Here is a 15,505-nt window from a genome sequence, read left to right as displayed (position 1 = left end):
TCAATTGTCTGTAATCGCCGAAAACGGTCGAAACTGTCGATACAATTAGGTAACGAGTAAGAAAAGAATGAGTAAGAAAAGCTAGATAACACACCGCTAAGAGGAAAATATATGAGCATTAAAGTGGGAGTTCTCGGTGCTAAGGGGCGCGTCGGCAGTGCAGTCGTGGAAGCACTTGCCGAAACGGACGACCTTGAGCTGGTAGCGGCGCTGGGGAAAGGCGATAGCCTTGATGCACTCGTGGAAAATGGTGCGGAAGTCGTCGTTGATTTCACCCAACCCGCAGCTGTCATGGGTAATCTGCAATTTTGCTTGGCCCGCGGGATTCACTGCGTGGTGGGTACCACTGGTTTCGATCACGAACGACTCGAGGAAGTTGGACAGTGGGCTGATGCCGACGGTGCTGGGCACGTATTGATCGCCCCAAATTTCGCGATCTCAGCTATTTTGACGATGTATTTTGCCCGCCAGGCTGCGAAATTTTTTGAAACCGCTGAGGTTGTGGAATACCACCATCCAACAAAGCTCGATGCGCCTTCCGGCACTGCTATTCATACTGCACAGGGCATCGCCGAAGCTCGTCGGCAAGCAAATCTTCCAGACATGCCCGATGCCACCGAGCAATCTTTGGATGGTGCCCGTGGTGCCAACGTTGATGGGGTGCCAGTCCATGCGGTGCGTACTCGAGGCATGGTCGCCCACGAAGAAGTTATTTTTGGTGCACAGGGGCAATCACTGACGATTCGCCAAGATTCCTATGACCGCACCTCGTTTGTTCCTGGTGTCTTCACCGGTGTACGGAAGATTAAAGACAACCCTGGGCTGACGGTCGGCCTGGAGAAGTTCTTGGGGCTGGACTAGCTCATGGCTACAGCCACTAACTTGCGTGTTGATCTTCTCGCAGCCACCCAGTTTTTTCCACCGCAGGACGAAGGCATCGGCTGGCAGGCGGATCCTGCCGCCACCGATGCCGAATCCTTGGTCGAATTCGCAGGAAGAGCTTGTTACGAGACTTTCGAAAAGCCGAACCCGCATACTGCCGCCAACGATGCATATCTGCATCACATCATGGAGGTCGGGCATACTGCGTTGTTAGAACATGCCACGGCGACGCTGTACATAAGGGGTATTTCGCGATCGGTGAGCCATGAATTGGTGCGTCATCGCCATTTTTCTTTCAGTCAGCTCTCGCAGCGCTTCGTGCACTCGGGTGATGCGCATTTTGTGATGCCTGCTGCTGTGGAAGGCGATGAGGAATTATCCCGTCTTGTAGAACAAGCGGTCGATGACTCTCGGTTTGTTTACAACGAATTATTGGCGGCCTTGGAAGATAAGCTTGCCGACGAACCCAATGCCTTGTTGCGTAAGAAACAAGCTAGGCAGGCTGCCCGCGCGGTATTACCGAATGCAACCGAATCCCGCATTGTAGTGACCGGCAATTATCGAGCTTGGCGTCATTTCATCGGCGCGCGGGCAAGTGAGCATGCCGACGTCGAAATGCGTCGGTTAGCAGTGAAGTGCCTGCGCATATTGCACAGCCAAGCCCCTGCTTTGTTCGCTGATTTCCATATCAGCACGCTTTCTGATGGCACTGAGATGGCGGCGAGCCCGTATGCCTAGAATGTTTGGGAGACTAATAGTTTAGACTTATCTCGCACTCGCTTAGCGGAGAGAAAGCCCAATACGCGCGCCGGTTGTCAGTTCTGCATGATAAACGGGTAACCTAGACCAGCATGAGCACAGGTTTGACAGTCAAGACCGGAGTCGAGACATTCGGCAGCGTCAGCGTTGCCATGGTCACCCCGTTCGATAAAGACGGTGCCGTGGATCTGGCCGCTGCCAGGCAGCTAGCCGCTCATTTGGTGGATAATGGACTAGATGCCCTCGTGGTTTCTGGCACCACCGGCGAGTCACCCACCACTACGGTGGAGGAGAAGCTCGCACTCATCAAGGCTGTCAAAGATGAGGTTGGCGATCGCGCCAAGATTATGGCCGGCGTCGGCACGAACAAGACGGCCACCTCCATTGATCTTGCCCGACAATCCGCTGCGGCGGGGGCAGATTCGTTGCTGGTAGTGACACCGTATTACTCAAAGCCGAGCCAACAAGGTCTCATCGCTCATTACACGGCGGTAGCGCAGGCAACAGACCTGCCGATCAGCTTGTATGACATTCCTGGCCGCTCGGGCATCCCAGTAGAGTCGACGACTATCGCGAAACTCGCTGAGTTGCCCACCATTCAAGCCGTCAAAGATGCAAAAAGCGATTTACACGCCGCTTGCAATCTCATGCAGGAAACCGGTTTGGCCTGGTATTCGGGTGATGACCCGTTAAATCTACCTTGGCTTTCCGTTGGAGCCAGCGGCTTCATTTCGGTGATTGGACATGCCGCACCGAAGGCCTTGCGTGAGCTTTATGATGCATATGACAACGGAGATCTCTCCCGTGCGCGGGAGATCCACACAACTGTATTAACGCCACTCATCCAAGCGCAGCAGCGATTGGGTGGGGCGAATTTTGCTAAAGCAGCCCTGCGCGAACAGGGCATTGAAGTAGGCGAGCCACGGCTGCCACTTGCTCCACTTGATGATGAGCAGGTAGCCGGGTTGCGCCGTGATTTGGACCAAGCTGGAGTCTTATAGATGACTGAATCTCGCTCACGTTCCCGGAAAGTTTCCCGCAAAGCGGGGCCACCGGAGGACGCTGCAACCGTATCGCAATCGCTGTCGCAATCGAATAGTGCTGCTGACAATGCGCCGAACCCTTCGTTCAAACCACCAGAGACGAACCCGCAGTCGGCAGAATCGGGTAAAACTGACAATTCGAACAAGTCGAATAAGGCAGAGCATAAGAAATCCGCCAACAATGATCGAAACAATGGCGGCAACAATAACTCCGCCAATAACGGTGGTGGCTCTGGACGTGGGCGTGGCCGTGGTTCGCGCGGACGCTCGGGTCGTGGCCGTGGTGGAAACAATAACCAGGGCAACCAGGGCAAAAACCAGAGCAATAACCAAGGTGGCGGCAAAGGCGGAGGAAATAACCGCGGACGTCGCAACGTACCAAAGTCGATGCAAGGTGCTGACCTGACGAAACGGCTGCCAGAGCCACCACAAGCGCCGAAGAACACTTTGCGCATGTACGCGCTCGGTGGAATTTCGGAAATCGGCCGCAACATGACCGTTTTCGAATACGACGGCAAATTGCTGATCATCGACTGTGGTGTGCTGTTCCCGTCGTCTGGTGAGCCAGGCGTCGACTTGATCCTGCCTGATTTCGGCCCGATCGAAAAGAAGATCGACAAAGTCGAGGCACTGGTTGTTACCCATGCCCACGAGGACCACATAGGAGCGATCCCGTGGCTGTTGAAGCTGCGCCCGGATATTCCAATCGTCGCCTCTAAGTTCACCTTGGCTCTGATTGCCGCAAAAACCAAAGAACACCGGCAGAAGCCAAAGATGATCGAGGTCAACGAGAAATCTGACGTGAACTACGGGCCTTTCCGCTGCCGTTTCTGGGCCGTGAACCACTCGATTCCAGATGCTTTGGGCATCATGTTGAACACCCCAGCCGGATCGATAATCCACACGGGTGATATCAAACTGGATCAAACTCCACTGGATAATCGACCTACAGATTTGCCAGCTCTTTCTCGCTATGGCGATGAAGGCGTGGATCTCATGCTGTGCGATTCGACGAATGCTACGGTCCCTGGCGTTTCTGCCACCGAGGCAGATATTGCACCGACACTGAAACGCATTGTGCAGTCGGCCAAAAACCGCGTCATCGTTGCCTCCTTCGCCTCGAATGTTTACCGCGTACAGGCCGCCATTGATGCAGCAGTTGCCTCGCACCGCAAGGTCGCGTTCAATGGCCGCTCGATGCTGCGCAACATGGAAATCGCCGAAAAGATGGGGTATCTGCGCGTTCCTAAGGGGACGATCATCCCAATTGAAGAGGCCTCCAAGATGGCACCGCACAAGACCATGCTCATCACCACCGGTACACAAGGTGAGCCGATGGCAGCGTTGTCGCGGATGGCACGTCGTGAGCACCGTCAAATTACCGTTCGTGCTGGCGATTTGATCATCCTGTCGTCTTCTTTGATCCCGGGCAACGAGGAAGCTGTGTTCGGCGTCATCAATATGCTGTCGCAGATCGGTGCTGAACTAATCACCAACGCAGATGCGAAGGTGCACTCATCTGGTCACGGCTATGCCGGTGAGCTACTCTTCTTGTACAACGCTGCTCGTCCAAAAAACGCATGGCCGGTACACGGCGAATGGCGTCACCTGCGGGCCAACAAAGAATTGGCGATCTCTACAGGTGTCCCGAGCGATCGCGTAATGCTTGCGCAAAATGGTGTAGTAATCGATTTGGCGAATGGCAAAGCCGAAGTCGTTGGTCAAATGACCGTCGGCAACCTCTACGTCGATGGCGTGAACATGGGCAATGTGGATGCCGATACGTTGGCAGACCGTACGAGCTTGGGCGCAGGCGGTGTGGTTTCTATTACCTGCGTGGTTGATAACCGCACTTCTCAGTTGCTCGAAACTCCGCGTGTCGAAACGACTGGTTTCGCTGAGGATGACCGAGCCCTGATTCCGCAAGTTGTTGAATTGGTCGACAAGACCATGAATGACCTCGCGGCCGAAGGCGAAAACGATACCTACCGGATGGTGCAGAAACTGCGTCGGAAGGTTTCCCGGTTTATCGAAAACAACTGGAAGCGTGAACCTGTTATTTTGCCAACGGTTGTGCCGATGGCCTCCGAAATTGAAATCGTTGACGATGAGGAGCTCGACAACACGCGTGAATCAGTCTAAGCACAAGAGATAGCCTAGGCGTGGGAGTCTCTCGAGCTAGCGCTAGCAGAGTTGTCGGCGCTTAGTCTACGAACTACAAGACATGGCATCCGGGGTAACCTGGGTGCCATGTCTTTTAGCGATTCTGAACGCCAGGGGCTCGCTGACCTGTTACTAGAACGTGGACCAGGCGCTCCGACTCTGTGCGAAGGGTGGACGACGACAGATCTTGTAGCCCACCTGTGGGTGCGAGAACATCGTCCAGACGCCATTCTTGGTATGTTCGTTCGACCGTTGGCTGGGCACCTCGATTCGGTGAGCAGAAAAGTCAAGGAGCAAGATTACCGGGTACTGGTCGAAAAATGGCGCGCGGGACCATCGAAGTTCTCCCCGTTTGGACTTATGGATTCCATAGTCAACGTGACTGAAAATTTTGTGCACCATGAAGATGTCCGCCGGGCGAGCGATGGCTGGGAGGTTCGAAATCTTTCTGCCCCTGCGCAAGAAACGCTGCGTAAGGCGATGCCGAAATTGGCGTCGATCATTTTGCGAAAATCGAGCTTGCCGGTGGTGCTCAACCCGGTGGGTTTTACGCCTGTGACTGTCGGAGGTGCCCGTGGCATCGTCGCACGGGGTACGGATGTCGTCCGCGTTACTGGCGAAGTTGGAGAGATCATTTTGTGGGTTTTCGGTCGCGAAGCCGTGGATCTTGAGATCGCCGGTGACGTCTCGAAAATCGTTCGATCAAGTTTCTAAACTTGACTAACAGTTATGTAAGTTAATTGATGCAAATCGGTGTGGCGCTTGTGAATTAATAGAGCTGAGGCATTAGGGTATGGGGCATGTCTGTGAAGTCCACTAGCCCTCGCAATACTCGCAGTGGCGGAGAACGCAAGAATGCCCGTTCTAACTCCACTCGTCCGGCGGCGCGCACCCGCAGTCGCAGCGCAGGTGCAGCCCCGGCTGCTAAAACGGAGGTTGCACAGCCGGAAACCGCTATGTTCGGCTCATCGCAGCGTGCCGCCAATACTTCACATGAACGCACCGGTAGTGCCTTTAAGGCCGTTGGCTCCGGGATTAGCGCCGCTTTTTCGAAGACAACCCATGCGTTGAAAAGCTTTGGCAACATCGGTCAAGCTGACGACCCATATGACGACTACGATGACTATGACGATTTCACAGATGGTGCTGATCTCGGCGCTGCTGAGAAGTCCGACGCTGTTGAGTCGGCAAAAACTAAAAATAAATCGTCGTCTGGGAAGAACCGGGCATCCGCAGAATCGCCTGGGGGAATTGACGACGACCTTTACACTGATCGTGCCCCGGTACGGTCTTCGCGGAGAAAACGCGGGGGTAGCCAGGACTCTGGAGAAGCTGCAGAGGCCGTTGGAGCGGAAGGCAATGATGAGAGCGAGGATGCACAGGGACCAACTGGTCCGTCGGCACGCTCTGATGCGATCGCATTATTACTGATTGCAGTTGCCATCGTGCTGGGTGCCTCAGTGTGGCTGGATATCGCAGGGTTTATCGGCAGGGCTATCGCTACTGCCACTCACGCAGTTTTGGGTGCTGGAGCATTCGTCATCCCGGTGGCATTGGTTGTGGCAGCCGCTGCGTTGTTCTCTGGACAGCGAGTGGCATTGGAGAATCGTGCCCGCGTTGCTGTCGGCACCGGATTGATCATAATCTCGATGCTGGGCCTTATTCATTTGTTCTCCGGAGCGCCGGCAAGCTGGGCAGAGCGCTTCGTTGCTGGTGGTGCAGTGGGAGCGTGGACTGGTGGCGCGTTAGCCGCTGGCTTCAGCTCTTATGTCGCCATACCATTGCTCGTTTTGGTGATTATTTATGGTGCGCTAAAAATTACGGGCATCACGGTCAAAGAATTTGTCGACTACCTCCGAAGCCTCATTCAAGGGGAAAGTGGCACCGGCGATGACGAAAATAGCGCCGACGACGATGCCACACGGGTAGATAATTACGGTCATGTAGATGACGAGATTTCTGCGATCGCAGCTGGTGGAACACGCACGCAGCGGCGACGCTCTGCACCGCGGGTCGCTCCAGCAACATCGCCGACGCCTCGTTCCAGTGGCATCGTCTCCCGCACGGGTGAAACCGAAGCAACCACAAGTTTTGGGTCCCGTGCTGGTGCGGACGACCAAACACAGGTGCTGCGCACTAGTGCGAACGGGCAGCGAGCAGATCAACCTCCGAAACCAGGTATCGTTGCACATAGTGCACGGTCGGCAAGCGATACTGATGAATTCCCAGTCGTGGATACCGACGCGACAGAAGTGCTTGCTGATGATCCAATCGACGCCGTAGAGCAAACACGTACCAACCTGGAAAATAGCCAGGCTGTTCGCGCGCGGAAACCAAAGACTCCGCAATCATCGGAGGCATCGGAGACAGCGAAGATACCGGAGCCACCACAGACATCGGCTGCCGGTGAACCAGAAGTGCTCGACGGTGAAATCGTCGGTGATGCGGATGCCGTGAACGGCGGAGCTAAACCCATTGCAGAGTATGCAATTCCGTCAGCTGGCCTGTTAGAGCCAGGCCGGGCTCCAAAGACGCGTACGGAGATAAACGACCGCACGATTGAAGCCATCGATGCTTGTTTCGCCGAGTTTAAGGTCGATGCGCAAGTGACAGGCTTTAGCCGTGGCCCTACCGTGACGCGCTACATCGTTGAGCTTGGTCCAGGTGTGAAGGTCAGCAAGATTACCAACCTGCAGTCGAACCTGGCTTATGCGGTCGCGACCGGAAGTGTCCGCATTTTGGCGCCAATTCCGGGCAAATCTGCTGTGGGTATTGAGGTTCCGAATTCAGATCGCGAGATTGTCCGGTTGCGTGACGTGCTGGAATCTGAAGCGATCGCTGGTAATGATGATCCGACCCTGGTTGGTTTAGGCAAGGACATTGAAGGCGAGTTTATTTCCTCGTCTATTCAGAAGATGCCACACCTGCTGGTGGCTGGTTCGACAGGTTCCGGTAAATCTGCCTTTGTGAACGCGATGTTGGTTTCGTTGCTCACGCGTGCGACTCCGGATGATGTGCGCCTGATTCTGGTCGATCCAAAGATGGTGGAATTAACCCCATACGAAGGCATTCCGCACTTGATCACGCCAATCATCACCCAGCCGAAGAAAGCAGCTGCAGCATTACAATGGCTGGTCGAAGAAATGGAGCAGCGCTACCAAGACATGCGTTCTGCTCGAGTTCGGCATATTAAGGACTTCAATCACAAGGTCCGTACCGGGCAAGTCCAAGCTCCAGCTGGTTCTGAACGTGTGATGGAGCCCTATCCATTTATCGTTTGTGTGGTCGACGAGCTCGCGGACTTGATGATGACTGCGCCGAAAGAGATCGAGGAATCGATCGTGCGCATCACTCAGAAAGCGCGCGCTGCCGGCATTCACCTGGTTTTGGCGACCCAGCGCCCATCCGTCGACGTTGTTACCGGTTTGATTAAGACCAATGTGCCGTCCCGATTGGCGTTTGCGACATCGTCATCGACTGACTCGCGTGTGATCTTGGACCAAGTGGGTGCTGAATCGCTGATTGGTATGGGTGATGGTTTGTTCATCCCACAAGGTGGGCGCCCATTACGTATGCAGGGTGCGTTTGTGTCAGACGACGAAGTCTACGCAGTGGTGGAAGCTGCTAAAGCCCAAGGTGAACCGGATTACACCGAAGGCGTCACAGAGGATAAGCAAGCTGAGGCGAAAAAGGCAATCGACGACGATATTGGCAAAGACATGGATGACCTGCTCGAAGCCGTTGAGCTGGTTGTTACCTCCGGCTTGGGGTCGACGTCGATGTTGCAGCGCAAGTTGCGGATTGGCTTTGCCAAGGCTGGTCGGTTGATGGATTTGATGGAAACTCGTGGCATCGTAGGTCCGTCAGAAGGCTCGAAGGCGCGTGAAGTTCTGACCAAACCTGAAGAGCTGGACACCACGATTTGGATGATCAAGGGTGCCGATCCTGCTGAAGCGCCGCGCGAAGTATTGGAAGCGCAGGAACAGGATGGCCAGTCAGCAGAGACTGGTGCGGACGAAGCTGATTCTCCACAGGTATCGAAGGCTACGTATAACCCGACTTCACAAGCGTTTTAATGAGGATAGTCCTCCATGCGCTAAACTAATTCACTGTCCATGGAGGGGAGTATCCTCAATGCGGCAGTAATCGTCAACACGGTGGCATGAATTATGTTGTCACCCGGTTCTGTCGGCTGCTGGTCAGCGGGCGCAAGATTGCTATCTTTCGAAGTTTACGGGTGGCTCTTGCGCTGTGCTGATTGCGGTAGGAGAGACCTCTGGTCGATCAATATGCTGACCGGAGGTCATGGTGGGAGTACCACTTTTTATTTGGCTGATTACTATTGCAGCCATCGCTGGCTTTTTTGTTTTCGATTTTTATAGTCACGTGCGCACCCCACACGCGCCGACGCTGAAAGAAGCGGGATTCTGGTCCGCGTTCTATATTTGCATCGCGTTGTTGTTTGGCCTGATCGTGTGGTTGGGGTGGGATGCGCAGCACGGCATCGAATATTTCACCGGCTATGTGACAGAAAAAGCGTTATCGATCGATAACTTGTTTGTCTTTGCACTGATTATCGGTGCGTTCCAGGTGCCTCGCGAATACCAGCAGAAGGTGTTGTTGATTGGCATCGTGTTAGCGCTGGTATTCCGGATAATCTTTATCCTGGCTGGATCGGCGCTGATATCTGCGTGGTCGGATATTTTCTATGTGTTCGCTGTTTTCTTGCTTTACGTCGCTATCAAGCTGGTTATTGATGAATTTCGCGATAAGCCAGAAACTCACCCGAACGACATGCTGGTGATCAAAGCCATCCGCAAAGTTATGCCTGTCACCGAGGACTACCAAGGTGACAGCCTCGTGGTGCGCAAAGCAGGTAAACGCGCAGTTACACCATTGCTCGTGGCGTTGTTAGCGATTGGCTTTGTCGACGTCATGTTTGCTTTCGACTCTATTCCAGCGATTTATGGAATCACCACGGAGGCATACCTCGTCTTTGCTGCCAATGCTTTTTCGTTAATGGGCTTGCGCCAACTATATTTCCTGCTTGATGGTCTGTTGGATCGTTTGGTTTATCTTGCCTATGGGCTTGGTGTGATTTTGGGGTTCATCGGTCTGAAGCTGTTGTTGCACGCACTGCATGAAAACAACCTCCCGTTTATCAATGGCGGAGAAAACATTGCAGTACCCGAGATCTCGACGGTGGGCTCATTAGTATTTATCGTCGCCACATTGGCAATCACGGTTATTGCCTCAGTGATTAAATCTCGTCGCGAAGTCGTGCAGGGTGCCATCGACACTCGCCAGCGTCCGGGGGCCTAAGGATCTCTGTAAATCTAACCGGGTAGAATCTAAGGTGTGAGTACACCTGCTGCGAAGCCGTCCAACTTGAATCTCCCGAACATTCTCACAAGTTTGCGGATCGCCTTCATCCCGGTTTTTGTGTGGCTTGTTATTGCTGGAGGGGGCACAGAAACCGGCTGGATGTGGGCTGCGTTTCTTGTCTTTGTCGCGTTGATGATTACCGACAAGCTTGATGGAGATATTGCTCGTGCACGGGGCCTAGTTACCAATTTTGGCAAAATTGCTGATCCGATTGCAGATAAAGCTTTGATGACATCCGCGTTGGTGAGCCTGAATATTATCGGTGCGCTGCCGGTGTGGATCACCATCGTTATCCTCTTCCGTGAATTTGGTATTACACTATGGCGTCTGGCGCTGCTGCGGCGTGGAAAAGTGGTGCCTGCAAGCAAGGGCGGCAAGCTCAAAACTGCACTGCAGTCATTAGCAGTTGCGCTTTATCTGTGCCCGCTTCCTGCATGGATGGATATTCCTAGCTTGATTGTGATGTTGGCAGCAGTAGTTATTACGTTGTGGACCGGTTTTGAGTACTTGCGCGATTCTCAACGAGAGAACTAACTATGTCTTCTGCTCAAGCCGTGTTGAAATTACTAGCTGCTCGCGGCGAAACTTTGGCCACGTGTGAGTCTTTGACCGCTGGGGCAGTTGCTGCACGTTGCGCGGATATTCCTGGTGCTTCGGCAGTGCTGCGCGGAGGATTGGTGACATACTCTGCAGCGTTGAAATCTTCTTTAGCTCACGTCGATGCGAAGCTCATAGCGCGTTATGGGGTGGTATCGGCGGAGTGTGCGAGAGCGATGGCACAGGGAGCGCGTGTTGTATGCGGCAGCGATTGGTCCGTCGCACTCACCGGCGTTGCCGGTCCGGGGCCAGCTGATGGGCACCCAGCCGGCGATGTTTATATTGCGATAGCTGGGGCCGGAGTGCATACGGTGCATTCGCGACTCTATCAATGGCGGGGATGCGACCGCGCAGAAGTGCGACGCAATTCTGTCGCCGCTGCATTCAATATGCTGCATGAAATCGTGGAATCTGCCTGACGACGGATCCGTGTGTGCCTGTCTCGATTATTGTCTAGTTCATTTGTTCGAAAATTGTATAGAATGTGCTCGCCGGTGTTCGCGGCCGTTGTATACTTGCCAAAGATCCCACCGCGTTAGTGGGAACAAAACCTGAACTCGAAACGTTGGATTTAGTGATGGCAACTCAATCTGTAGTACTTGATACTCCGATTATCACCGGAGAAACCACCGCTTATCACGAGCGCTTGGCGCAGCCAGAACCACTGTTGCGGCAAGCGCTCGGGCTAGCATTGCGTGCTTATCGCGCGGATAAAGGTGTGACCTTACGTGAGTTAGCGCGGGCAGCGCGAGTGTCTCCGGGTTATATCTCTGAGCTGGAACGTGGTCGCAAAGAGGTGTCGTCGGAGCTTTTGGCTTCGGTGTGCCATGCACTGAACGCGACTGTGGCTGATGTCCTGATCGAGGCTGCTGGAAATATGGCTATGACTTCGGTGGAGCAGGAACTTGCGGACACCCCACCTGCGGCCGCGGAGCCTGCGTCGCAGAACTAGTTTTATTAGCGGTCTCATTTATCCGACGAGCAGTAGTTCAGCTTGGTCACTAGCCTGATGGCCTAGTGGCCCTATTACGATGATTTTATTTAGATTCGATACACATACAGGAAGGCGCTGGAACTAGCATGGCTAATCCGTTTAGCAAGGCATGGAAGTATTTCATGGCACTGTTTGACTCGAAAATTGACGAGCATGCAGACCCAAAGGTCCAAATTGAACAGGCAATTAGTGATGCTAAACGGCAGCACCAAGAGCTGTCGCAACAAGCTGCAGCCGTGATCGGTAACCAGCGGCAGCTAGAAATGCAGTTGAACCGTCGGCTTAACGAAGTGGAAAAACTGCAGTCGAACACGCGGCAAGCCCTCGAATTATCTGATAAGGCACGCAGCGAGGGTGATGAGCGTAAGGCCGTTGAATATGAAAACGCTGCGGAGGCTTTCGCTGCGCAATTGGTGACTGCAGAGCAATCGGTTGAAGAAACCAAGCAGTTGCATGATCAAGCTCTGAAACAGGCAGATCAGGCCAAGCAAGCGGTTGAACGCAACAATATGCAGCTGCAGGAAAAAGTCCAGCAACGCTCCAAGCTGTTGAGCCAGCTCGAGCAAGCCAAGATGCAAGAGAAGGTTTCGGAGTCGTTAAACTCCATGAACTCGCTCACCAACGATTCTTCGCCTTCGTTGGATAGCGTTCGTGACAAGATCGAGCAACGTTATTCGCGAGCGTTGGGCCAAGCTGAACTCGCAGAAAATTCGGTGCAAAATCGTATGCACGAAGTTAAGAATGCCGGCATTCAGATGGCTGGCCATTCACGCTTAGAGCAAATTCGAGCAGAAATGGGCGGATCAGGATCATCCCAGGCATCGGTGAGCCAAGACCAATCAGCTAATCAAAAACAGGTGGGGCCTGCTTCCCAGTCGAGTTCTCAGGCAGAGCAGCAAGCTCAACCACAGGTTTCTGAGGACGAGATCGCTAAGCGGATGCGTGAACTCCGCGGGGAATAATCTGTAAATTTACTAGGACTCTATAGGTGGTTGTGGCATGAGATTGACTGAGTTCAGTCGGTTGCTTAACGACGAATTTGGGCAAACCCAAGCGAAGTGGATTGCGCATTCTCATGTTTTGACCGGACGTGAAGCTACCGCTGATGAACTTATCGCGGACGGCGTGGATCCCTCCGAAGTCTGGGACGGAATTATGGAAGACTTTCGTATTCCTGAAGAGCGTCGACTAGGGAAAGATAATCCTGGGTGGTGAGGTCACAGTCAGATGACCCTAGCGATTGCTCATCCCAATGTTCAGTGTGCAAGCACGATGTACGTTATGTAGGGAACCACGGGCAGACATTTGCAGTCTAAACAGCTAGACGTTTGCACGACGTCAGAGAATTTGCGTGAGTAGTCGACGTTTTTCTGCCAACACTTTCCGTGGGCTACCGCGGATTTTAGACGCGGAAGACGTAGGAAACTGGGTCATGGTGGACACCACTACGCCGACACCATGACGCCTACAACGCATCGAAGAAAGCGTAACCAAGACAATGCAAGGTAACAGCGTAGCGACGGTGGGGCAAGCGTCTGCGAGGCAGATGCTACTAGCGAGTCTGTGACAATCAATTAGTACAAAAGAAAAGGAAAAGCTAAATGGCAGGTAAAAAGAAAACCAGCGGTAAAAAGACCGAAAGCGCGGGAGCTGATCGCCAAAAAGCGCTTGATGCTGCTATGGCGATGATCGAAAAGGATTACGGCAAAGGCGCGGTTATGCGTCTCGGGGACGATGATCGCCCTCCAATCCAAGCCATCTCCTCGGGTAATACCGCGATTGACGTGGCACTCGGAATTGGCGGCTTCCCCCGTGGCCGTGTCGTAGAAATCTATGGCCCAGAATCCTCTGGTAAAACCACGGTTACGTTGCACGCTATCGCCGAGGCGCAAAAAGCCGGCGGAATCGCAGCGTTCATCGACGCCGAGCACGCACTCGATCCAGAATATGCCCGCATGCTTGGCGTCGATACGGATAACCTGCTGGTCTCGCAGCCCGATACCGGTGAGCAAGCACTCGAGATCGCGGACATGTTGGTGCGCTCTGGCGCAATCGATATCATCGTCGTGGACTCAGTGGCCGCACTGACACCAAAGGCAGAAATCGAAGGCGAGATGGGCGATAGCCACGTTGGTTTGCAAGCTCGCCTGATGTCTCAAGCACTCCGTAAGATGACAGGCGCCTTGTATAACTCCGGCACCACCGCGATCTTTATTAACCAGCTGCGTGAAAAGATTGGCGTCATGTTCGGCTCGCCAGAAACCACGACCGGTGGTAAGGCACTGAAATTCTATTCTTCGGTTCGATGCGATATTCGTCGTATTCAGACCTTGAAAGATGGACAAGATTCGATCGGTAACCGTACGAAGATCAAGATCGTGAAGAACAAAGTCTCACCACCATTCAAGGTCGCCGAGTTCGACATCATGTATGGCGAGGGAATTTCTCGTGAGTCGTCGATTATTGATCTCGCCGTAGAAAACAACATCGTTAAGAAATCTGGTTCTTGGTTCACCTACGAAGGTGAGCAGCTCGGGCAGGGCAAAGAGAAAGTTCGACAATTCTTGAAATCGAACCCAGAGCTTAGTGATGAACTGGAACAAAAAATCTTCCAGAAATTGGGCATCGGCAAATACGCTGCGAAGAAAAATGAGGCCGAAAACCTCGATGTGCCCGGCTCAGATACACCATTGAGCGAGCAGGCCGATCCGAATGGGGAGGCAGCCCCGGATTTTGATGACTCCGAGGAATAAGAGCGATGCGAATAAGCACTCAGCTTATTCGCCGCCCAACCCAGAGAAGATCGCGCAGCTACGGGATGCTATTTCCGAATACACCGCAGATAGTGCCGACGGCGCGGCATTTATTGATCGCGAGCTTGAAGAAGCGAAAGCTCCTGTTCGGAAAAAAGCCCTTGGTTTACTGAATTACCGGGCTCGATCCACGCAGGAGTTACGTGGCAAGCTCCGCGATGCAGAATTTGAGGTGGCTGTCATCGATGAAGTTATTGCTGATCTCGAGCGCAGCAAGCTTCTCGATGATGAGTCTTTCGCCCGCGAATGGGTCTATCAACGGCATAATCGGCGAGGTAAAACGCGGCTGGTGCTTGACCATGAGTTAGCAGATAAAGGAATCGCGCCGGCGATTCGCGCCCAAGCATTGGAACAGATTGACGATGACGATGAGGCAGAGCTAGCGGAAGCGCTCGCGGAAAAGAAGGCGCGCAAAGTCAAGCGGATCAATTCTCGTGCAGATTACGACAAGGAACTGCGCAAAATAGTTGGTGTGCTTGCTCGTCGCGGTTTCGGGCAAGGCATGGCCTTAAAATACGGGCGCCAATCCCTCGATGGGCGTTGCGCGGAACTGGGAATCGATGCCCCTTAGTCGCTTACCAGCCCCAGCTAAACACTGGGGTTTTAGTTTTTTCTAGCAATCGCATTCTGAGCAATAGCATTCCGAGCAATCCTTTCACGCCATCGAATGAGTGGAACCGAATGAGTGGAAAAATAAAGGTGAGGTGTATCTTGTGTAGGCTGTAAAACTGGTTATGACGACTGTGAATACATCGACCTGGTGACGAGAAAATAGCTCTTTTAGACGGGCATTTTATGCGCACAGATTTAGTAAAGGTTTGAGGAGAGCATTAGTGACAGGAATTTCTGCGCGTGGACTATACAAAGTC

The 15,505-nt window shown here is 53.4% G+C and carries 14 protein-coding genes; all 14 read left to right on the top strand.

The window, feature by feature from the left end; all coding sequences use genetic code 11:
• Positions 1 to 111 precede the first annotated feature (111 nt).
• The 14 genes from dapB (at position 112) to RCH87_RS04490 (ending at position 15,207) form a co-directional block, all read left to right on the top strand.
• Positions 112 to 861: a 4-hydroxy-tetrahydrodipicolinate reductase gene (gene dapB / locus RCH87_RS04555; protein ID WP_306515547.1), complete on the top strand. Its 750-nt coding sequence runs from the start codon at positions 112 to 114 to the stop codon at positions 859 to 861.
• Between the two features lie 3 nt (positions 862 to 864).
• Positions 865 to 1,620 (top strand): FAD-dependent thymidylate synthase, encoded by a 756-nt coding sequence (thyX, locus tag RCH87_RS04550; RefSeq protein ID WP_306515546.1) that lies wholly within the window; start codon positions 865 to 867, stop codon positions 1,618 to 1,620.
• Positions 1,621 to 1,733: 113 nt separating this feature from the next.
• On the top strand, positions 1,734 to 2,642 hold the full coding sequence (gene dapA, locus RCH87_RS04545; protein ID WP_306515545.1) for a 4-hydroxy-tetrahydrodipicolinate synthase: 909 nt from the start codon (positions 1,734 to 1,736) through the stop codon (positions 2,640 to 2,642).
• Positions 2,643 to 4,826, top strand: a complete 2,184-nt coding sequence (locus tag RCH87_RS04540) for a ribonuclease J (protein WP_306515544.1) — start codon at positions 2,643 to 2,645, stop codon at positions 4,824 to 4,826.
• A 108-nt stretch (positions 4,827 to 4,934) separates the two neighbouring features.
• On the top strand, positions 4,935 to 5,561 hold the full coding sequence (locus tag RCH87_RS04535) for a TIGR03085 family metal-binding protein (RefSeq protein WP_306515543.1): 627 nt from the start codon (positions 4,935 to 4,937) through the stop codon (positions 5,559 to 5,561).
• A gap of 242 nt (positions 5,562 to 5,803) precedes the next feature.
• Positions 5,804 to 8,923, top strand: coding sequence for a DNA translocase FtsK 4TM domain-containing protein (locus RCH87_RS04530; RefSeq protein WP_373690919.1), 3,120 nt, complete (start codon positions 5,804 to 5,806; stop codon positions 8,921 to 8,923).
• A gap of 232 nt (positions 8,924 to 9,155) precedes the next feature.
• A complete protein-coding gene (locus RCH87_RS04525) occupies positions 9,156 to 10,169 on the top strand; it encodes a TerC family protein (protein ID WP_373690918.1) in 1,014 nt (337 codons plus the stop codon).
• A gap of 36 nt (positions 10,170 to 10,205) precedes the next feature.
• Positions 10,206 to 10,766, top strand: coding sequence for a CDP-diacylglycerol--glycerol-3-phosphate 3-phosphatidyltransferase (gene pgsA / locus RCH87_RS04520; protein ID WP_306515540.1), 561 nt, complete (start codon positions 10,206 to 10,208; stop codon positions 10,764 to 10,766).
• A 2-nt stretch (positions 10,767 to 10,768) separates the two neighbouring features.
• Complete coding sequence (locus RCH87_RS04515; protein ID WP_306515539.1) at positions 10,769 to 11,248, top strand: CinA family protein; 480 nt, start codon at positions 10,769 to 10,771, stop codon at positions 11,246 to 11,248.
• Positions 11,249 to 11,406: 158 nt separating this feature from the next.
• Positions 11,407 to 11,781, top strand: coding sequence for a helix-turn-helix domain-containing protein (locus tag RCH87_RS04510; RefSeq protein WP_306515538.1), 375 nt, complete (start codon positions 11,407 to 11,409; stop codon positions 11,779 to 11,781).
• A 128-nt stretch (positions 11,782 to 11,909) separates the two neighbouring features.
• Positions 11,910 to 12,785 (top strand): PspA/IM30 family protein, encoded by an 876-nt coding sequence (locus RCH87_RS04505; RefSeq protein WP_306515537.1) that lies wholly within the window; start codon positions 11,910 to 11,912, stop codon positions 12,783 to 12,785.
• Positions 12,786 to 12,822: 37 nt separating this feature from the next.
• Positions 12,823 to 13,038, top strand: coding sequence for a DUF3046 domain-containing protein (locus tag RCH87_RS04500; RefSeq protein ID WP_306515536.1), 216 nt, complete (start codon positions 12,823 to 12,825; stop codon positions 13,036 to 13,038).
• A 386-nt stretch (positions 13,039 to 13,424) separates the two neighbouring features.
• Positions 13,425 to 14,576 carry a recombinase RecA gene (gene recA, locus RCH87_RS04495; protein WP_306515535.1) on the top strand — a complete coding sequence of 384 codons (1,152 nt, stop codon included), beginning with the start codon at positions 13,425 to 13,427 and terminating at the stop codon, positions 14,574 to 14,576.
• Positions 14,560 to 15,207: a regulatory protein RecX gene (locus tag RCH87_RS04490; protein ID WP_306515534.1), complete on the top strand. Its 648-nt coding sequence runs from the start codon at positions 14,560 to 14,562 to the stop codon at positions 15,205 to 15,207. The genes recA and RCH87_RS04490 overlap by 17 nt, the downstream gene beginning before the upstream one ends.
• Positions 15,208 to 15,505 lie beyond the last annotated feature (298 nt).

Origin of the sequence: Corynebacterium sp., assembly GCF_030826625.1 — a bacterium.
Lineage (GTDB): Bacteria > Actinomycetota > Actinomycetes > Mycobacteriales > Mycobacteriaceae > Corynebacterium.
Note: the sequence above shows the minus strand (reverse complement) of the source record. Positions and strands in the feature narration are given on the sequence as shown.

What these genes read in the sequence shown, in the direction of transcription:
- RCH87_RS04490 (WP_306515534.1), top strand. Translation starts at nt 14,560, where the DNA reads ATGACTCCGAGGAATAAGAGCGATGCGAATAAGCACTCAGCTTATTCG.
- RCH87_RS04510 (WP_306515538.1), top strand. Translation starts at nt 11,407, where the DNA reads ATGGCAACTCAATCTGTAGTACTTGATACTCCGATTATCACCGGAGAA.
- dapA (WP_306515545.1), top strand. Translation starts at nt 1,734, where the DNA reads ATGAGCACAGGTTTGACAGTCAAGACCGGAGTCGAGACATTCGGCAGC.
- RCH87_RS04530 (WP_373690919.1), top strand. Translation starts at nt 5,804, where the DNA reads ATGTTCGGCTCATCGCAGCGTGCCGCCAATACTTCACATGAACGCACC.
- RCH87_RS04500 (WP_306515536.1), top strand. Translation starts at nt 12,823, where the DNA reads ATGAGATTGACTGAGTTCAGTCGGTTGCTTAACGACGAATTTGGGCAA.
- recA (WP_306515535.1), top strand. Translation starts at nt 13,425, where the DNA reads ATGGCAGGTAAAAAGAAAACCAGCGGTAAAAAGACCGAAAGCGCGGGA.
- RCH87_RS04540 (WP_306515544.1), top strand. Translation starts at nt 2,643, where the DNA reads ATGACTGAATCTCGCTCACGTTCCCGGAAAGTTTCCCGCAAAGCGGGG.
- RCH87_RS04535 (WP_306515543.1), top strand. Translation starts at nt 4,935, where the DNA reads ATGTCTTTTAGCGATTCTGAACGCCAGGGGCTCGCTGACCTGTTACTA.
- dapB (WP_306515547.1), top strand. Translation starts at nt 112, where the DNA reads ATGAGCATTAAAGTGGGAGTTCTCGGTGCTAAGGGGCGCGTCGGCAGT.
- RCH87_RS04515 (WP_306515539.1), top strand. Translation starts at nt 10,769, where the DNA reads ATGTCTTCTGCTCAAGCCGTGTTGAAATTACTAGCTGCTCGCGGCGAA.
- thyX (WP_306515546.1), top strand. Translation starts at nt 865, where the DNA reads ATGGCTACAGCCACTAACTTGCGTGTTGATCTTCTCGCAGCCACCCAG.
- RCH87_RS04505 (WP_306515537.1), top strand. Translation starts at nt 11,910, where the DNA reads ATGGCTAATCCGTTTAGCAAGGCATGGAAGTATTTCATGGCACTGTTT.